Here is a 6,386-nt window from a genome sequence, read left to right as displayed (position 1 = left end):
TAAACAGAATTTTTTCTGGGAACTCAGCTTTGGTCGAAAGGTTACAGTAGGGCAGGGATGGCGAGTGTTGCAGGGATTATAACGTATTAAAACAACTCCCTGCAACCCCTGCCATCCTCGCTACTCAGAACGTAGTGATTTTACCGGGTTTACCAGTGCCGCTTTGATACTCTGAAAACTGATCGTTAGTAAGGCAATGCCTATCGATAAAATTCCGGCCAGGGCGAAAACCCACCATTCGATAGCAATCCGGTACGCGAAATCCTGCAGCCATTGGTTCATTACGTACCATGCAACGGGCGAGGCAATCACAATGGCTAATACCACCAGCTTCAGGAAATCTTTCGACAACAGGGATACTACGCTGGCGACGGAAGCGCCCAAGACCTTCCGTACACCAATTTCCTTGGTACGTTGCTGAGCGGTAAACATTGCCAGCCCAAACAGACCCAGACAGGCAATCATCACGGCCAATGCGGCAAAAATGCTCACCAGTCGGCCGATACGTTGTTCAGATTGGTAGATGGTGTTGAATCGCTCATCCAGGAACGAGTACTCAAACGGATTGTCGGTCTGCGTTTTCCATTGCTGTTCAACAGTGCGGAGCAGGCCGGGTATATCGCTCGTCTGGATACGTAGCGCCAGTTGCCCATTGTCGTGGCCGTAAAACATAACCAGCGGTGCAATCGGCTGATGCATCGACTCGAAATGGAAATCCTTTACCACGCCCACAACCGTATAGGTTCGCTGGCTACCTTCAGTGCCATCACCTACTATTGAAATCTGTTTGCCAATTGGGGAGCCAGCCGCCTGATTAGTGAAACCATACATGCGGGCCGCCGATTCGTTGATCAGTACGTTCGATTTTTCGGCAGGTGACGCACCCAAAAAATTCCGTCCCTGCACCAGACGAATGCCTAACGTTGGTAAATAATCTTCGTCGACGTAGTAGGTTTTGTTTCGGTACGTCGAAACCTGCGCTCCGTTGCGAATCTGAATCCCATCGACACTCTGGTTTGACGCTCCGGCTGGCAGAAACCCCGCCATCGACACCCGACTGACAGCCGCCATTTTGGCCAGTTCAGCCTTAAACGCGGCCAGTTTTGGTCCCAGCACATGCGTATCGTGCAGCACCAGTACCTGTTCCTTATCAAAGCCAACCTTTTTATTCTGGATGAACTGGAGCTGCTGATTCGCAACGATCGTCGCGATAATCATGCTGATCGATACCACAAACTGAACCGTAACCAATGTACTACGTAGCCAGCCATTGCGCGCGCCCGTCTGTAAACTGCCTTTCAGAACGGCTATGGGCCGGAATGAAGACAGGACGAAAGCGGGGTAAACGCCCGCCAATAAGCCAATGATCAGACAGGCCAGCACAGTGCCCGGCAACATCCAGCCGCCTATAAATGCGCGGTAGGTAAATTGCTTTCCGGCCAGGTCATTAAAGGTCGGTAATGCCAGCACAACGAGCCCTAACGCCAATCCTAACGCCAGAAACGTGATCAGCACCGATTCGGCCATAAACTGACTGACTAACTGCTTCCGAACAGAACCGAGCACTTTCCGAATTCCCACTTCTTTCGAACGCCCGGCCGATCCGGCTGTACTCAGGTTCATGAAATTGATGCAGGCCAGCAACAGGATAAACAGCGCAATGGCCGAGAAAATGTAAAGGTATTTGCTATCGCTGTTGGCTTCCAGTTCGTCGTCCAGGCTGGAATGCAGATGAATATCAGTCAGTGGCTGGAATGTAAACCCAAAGCGATTGCCTTTTTTGAGAAAATCGGACAACGTAACCCCAAAGAACTCCTTGATTTCAGAAGCCATGTATTTACTCATAAACCCCTGACTGATCGCTTCTACCTGACGGATCGGATAGCCATCCCGGAGCCGCAGATAGGTGTACGCGCCACTGGCCATCCATTTTTTGCCCGTCTTGACTGATGAAAACGAACCGAACATGTTGTACTGAAAGTGCGTGTTGGAAGGCACATCACCACAGACTCCGGTAATCCGAAAAATGCCCAGATGCCCAAGTGTGAGCGTTTTGCCAATCGGGTCGGCCTGACCAAAATACTTTCGGGCGATGGATTCGGTAAGCACGAGTGTGTTTGGCTCCGTGAGTGCATCCTTGCGAGGGCCTTTCAGCATCGGAATTGTGAACACTGAGAAGAAATTGGAATCGACAAAGGCCACATGTTTTTCTTTGATAAAATCGTTACCGTGCTTTACTAAAAAATCGCCTTCCTTGCGAAGCCGGGTAACGGCTTCCACGCCCGGACAGTCTCGCAATAACGCTTCGCCAGCCGGACCGGGGGCGTAGGCCAGCTTAATGTCTTTCTCGTCTATATGGCCATAGAGCGTCATGCGGTAAATGCGGTCGGCATGCGCGTGATAACGGTCGTAGCTCTGTTCGTGCAACACAAACAGCACAATCAGTAAACAGGTAGCCAGGCCAACTGCCAGACCAACTATATTAATTAGCGTAAAAGCTTTGTGGAGAACGAGGTTCCGCCAGGCGATTTTGAGGTAATTACGGATCATAGCAGGACTGAGAAACGAAGGGGATACGTATTGATTGGAGGTAGATGGGGCAAAAGGACGTAGTAATTTCAGTACGTTGATGACATACCGCCAGCGGGCTTTGCGTACGCCCGCCGTCTCCACCCAGTGATGATATAGTTCAAGCAAATCACCCTGTAGTTCTTCCGACGTATCGGGATGACCGAAGGTTTTCAGCAGCCAGGTAGCGAAGTGAGGTGGGGTAGGGTTCATAGGGCATAGGGTTTTGGGCAAAGGGGTTAGGGCATAAGCATAGGTTGATGCCGGGGTTACCCTCTGTCCCGACCCCCATGCCCTCTGCTATTCACTACGTAACGATTTGGCCGGATTTGTCAAAGCGGCTTTGGCGCTCTGAAAACTCACTGTCACAAGGGCTATGGAAATTGCCAATGTGCCCGCTCCGGCAAACATCCACCATTCAATATCGATCTTATACGCGAATCCTTGCAACCATTGCTGCATGAAGTACCACGCAACGGGCGTTGTGAGGAGGATGGCTAACAAAACTGGCTTTAAAAAATCTCTGGCCAATAAGGTTACGACGCTGGCTGTTGACGCGCCCAGCACTTTCCGAACACCGATTTCTTTGGTACGTTGCTCGGCTGTGAATGTAGCTAAACCGAACAGACCCAAACAGGAAATAAAAATGGCCAGGATGGCGAAATAGGTCGCTAACTGGCTGACCATCTGTTCGCTTTGATAAAGCCGGGTGAATTCCTGATCCGAAAACTGGTACGTAAACGGAAAATTAGGATTGAGTTGTTTGCAGACGCCTTCCAGGCGGGTCAGTGCTTCCTGAGTTTTACCCGCTTCAGTACGTACCAGGATTGTTCCCCAGCTTCGTTTTTCATCCAGACGAATCACTAGTGGTTCAATTGCCTGGTGCATGGAACTGAAGTGGAAATCCTGCAAAACGCCAACTATCGTACCTTGCCGCTGACCCCAGGTTAGTGGCTGGCCAATTGGGTTTTTATACCCCATTTTTGCCATCGCCGTTTCGTTTATCAAGAAGCTAACGGAATCGGTGCCAAACGTCTTCGAAAAATCGCGCCCTTCTATGAGCTTTAGCTTCATCGTCTTCACGAAATCATACCCCACCGTCTCATCAGCAAAGGAGATCGCCAGATTGGGATCTTTGCCGGGCCATTCGAAGTCGCCTGTGTGATGAGAAATTAGGGTAGGGGTACCACGCATTCGCGAAATGGTCAGCACACCAGGTAGTTTACTGGCTTCTTCTTTGAAGAGCGTGTATTTAGTACCCAATTCCCCTTCCAGTGGAATGTAAATGAGATTTTCGCGATTGTAGCCGAGATTTTTCGTCTGGATGTAGCTCATCTGACGGTACATCACGATCATACCGACAATTAGCAGCATGGAAAGGCCAAACTGTAATACGACCAGACTTTTACGGAACGTTGTGGCACCCGGACTGAACCGAAGGCTACCTTTCAAGACCCGAATCGGACTCAGTGCCGACAGAAATAAAGCGGGGTAACTGCCCGATAAAAAGCCGGTTGAGGTCAGTAAAGCCAATAATGTAACCCAGAATAAAGGTTGACTAAAGGGTAAGGCCAGCTGTTTACCGGTGAGATTATTAAAGGTCGGCAATACCAGTGCGACCAGTACCACGGCGAGAAGAATCGCGAAGAACGTAAGCAATAGAGCCTCACCCACGAATTGGCCCATTAGTGCAGAACGAACGGCCCCCACTACTTTCCGTACACCCACCTCTTTGGCGCGTTTGGCTGAGCGGGCCGTAGCCAGGTTCATGAAATTGATGCAGGCAATAACCAGAATAAACAGTGCTACGATACTGAACAGACGAACATAGTCAATACGCCCCCCATCAAGCTGACCATTTTTGAACGTAGCATGAAGATACTTTTCTGCGTAGGGTTGCAACGCCAACTCTTCAATGAAAGCCTTGTTTTTGGGTTTATAACGGTACGTAAAATCCTTGATTTTCGCTGCCACTTTAGCTGGATCAGCACCTGGACGCAGTTGGAGGAACGTAAACGGATTGTAGTTACCCCAGTTATGGACCCATTCGTTTGTCTTCACATAATCGTTCCATGTCCTAAGGAAATCAAACTGCTGAGACGAATTCGCTGGTAGGTTTTCAAAAACCGCCGTTACGTTCAGGTCCTCTTTGTTTTCATAGCGGATGATCTTGCCAATGGCCTGTTTAGGACTTCCAAATAACTGGTCAGCCATTTTTCGGGAAATCGCAATACTGCCTGGGGAGCTTAACGCAGTTTCGGGACTGCCTTCCAGAAGCGGATAACTGAACATCCTGAAAAAATCGGCTCCGGCAAACGTACCCTCCATTTTGCTAACCTGATTGCCCACCTGAAACGTATACGTATTATTCCACTCCAGACTACTGGCGTATTGGACTTCCGGTATAACCCGTTTCAGCTCATCGGCCAACAAGCCCTGGGTAGAATAGCTGGCATCGGTTTTCCCATCAAACTTCTGCCTTTCGTATACCTGATATAAGTATTTGCTGTTGGCGTGAAAACCATCGACGCTACGTTCGTCCTGTACCCAGAGCAAAATAAGCAGCGCGCAGCCCATGCCTAAAGCAAGGCCTAACATATTGATTACTGAAAAGGCTTTGTTGCGAAGCAGATTGCGAAAGGCAACTGTCAGATAATTACGTAGCATAGCAGGGCTTAGAAAGTAAGGTGTTGTAAACTGGTCTCTTTGTTTCGGTTTTGCCAGTGGTCTGAGTAACTTCAATACGTTGATTACATATCGCCAGTTAGCTTTGCGTACGCCCACCGTCTTCACCCAGTCGGTGTAGAGTTCAAGCAGATCACCCTGCACCTCTTCGCGAGTGTCGGGGTGACCCAGGTGCTCAAGCAGCCAGGTAGCGAAGTGGGGCGGGGTAGACATAGCGGGGGTGGCTGGCATGAAAACAGGGATGGCAGAGGGTGGCAAGGCTGGCGCGAAGGCAGGGGTTGATGGAGTGTAGGTTTTACCGGGCTATCCCTACTATCCGCGCCAGCCCCGCTTTCACCCTCCCATCAATTGCAATGTCTGCGGAGGGAGTGCGTTCCATAGTTCCATACGCACCTGCTTCACTTCCTGCAACGCCTTCCGACCAGCTGCCGTTACGTTGAAAAATCGCTTTCGACGCCCCCCACGCTCGGCCGTAGCACCGCCCATGCGCGAGGAAAGAAATCCTTTTTCTTCCAGGCGTTGCAGTGTTGTATGAACCGTACTGAAGCCAACGGATCGGCCGGTTTTCTGCTCAATTTCCTGCGTAATACTGACGCCGTAGGCACCTTCGTCAAGGACAGCTACGGTCAGCAGAACAACTTCTTCGAACTCTCCCAGAAAGGCCCTTTTCATGGTTTGGTATTTTATACGATAATGCCGAACAAATAAGGGGCCAACTCGACTGTATCGCCCTGAATAGAAGTTTAAAGCCGTTTTCATGAAAACTGAGTCGAAGTATGTGTCCGATTCTGGACATTCGTTGTCCGCAAAACGGACAGGTTACGTTAAGTAGCCGAGACGTGGAAATGGTCTTTTTTGCGAAATGATTACCTTTGGTAAATGCCTTACCAACTGCATGATATAGACCCCATTCTGAAGCCATTCGTCAGGGAAATATGCTCGATGGAAAGCAATGTGCCAATCCGCTCGACCGCGCCGATGCGGGTGCTGCCCGACCTTTGTATAGAGCTTTTTATCAATTTTCGGGAACCTCAGCAAGTTGTCTATTCCGGGGTTGTCGATGCTCAGCCCGACAGATGTTTTATTACGTCCCGCCTGAATGGATTTATGGACGTAGTGTCGCAGGGAAAGGT

4 protein-coding genes are annotated in these 6,386 nt (G+C 49.9%); 1 reads left to right on the top strand and 3 read right to left on the bottom strand.

The window, feature by feature from the left end:
- Nucleotides 1-120: 120 nt before the first annotated feature.
- The 3 genes from ACOJS8_RS19815 to ACOJS8_RS19805 all read right to left on the bottom strand — a co-directional run bounded on the left by ACOJS8_RS19815 (nucleotide 121) and on the right by ACOJS8_RS19805 (nucleotide 5,925).
- On the bottom strand, nucleotides 121-2,781 hold the full coding sequence (locus ACOJS8_RS19815) for an ABC transporter permease (RefSeq protein ID WP_420150284.1): 2,661 nt from the start codon (nucleotides 2,779-2,781) through the stop codon (nucleotides 121-123).
- Between the two features lie 87 nt (nucleotides 2,782-2,868).
- Complete coding sequence (locus ACOJS8_RS19810) at nucleotides 2,869-5,484, bottom strand: ABC transporter permease (RefSeq protein ID WP_420150283.1); 2,616 nt, start codon at nucleotides 5,482-5,484, stop codon at nucleotides 2,869-2,871.
- A 102-nt stretch (nucleotides 5,485-5,586) separates the two neighbouring features.
- On the bottom strand, nucleotides 5,587-5,925 hold the full coding sequence (locus tag ACOJS8_RS19805; protein ID WP_420150282.1) for a PadR family transcriptional regulator: 339 nt from the start codon (nucleotides 5,923-5,925) through the stop codon (nucleotides 5,587-5,589).
- Nucleotides 5,926-6,132: 207 nt separating this feature from the next.
- Here ACOJS8_RS19805 and ACOJS8_RS19800 point away from each other — a divergent pair.
- A partial coding sequence (locus ACOJS8_RS19800; RefSeq protein ID WP_420150281.1) for a hypothetical protein occupies nucleotides 6,133-6,386 on the top strand: 254 nt, incomplete at its 3' end.

Source organism: Spirosoma sp. (genome assembly GCF_048594605.1).
Lineage (GTDB): Bacteria > Bacteroidota > Bacteroidia > Cytophagales > Spirosomataceae > Spirosoma.
Note: the sequence above shows the minus strand (reverse complement) of the source record. Positions and strands in the feature narration are given on the sequence as shown.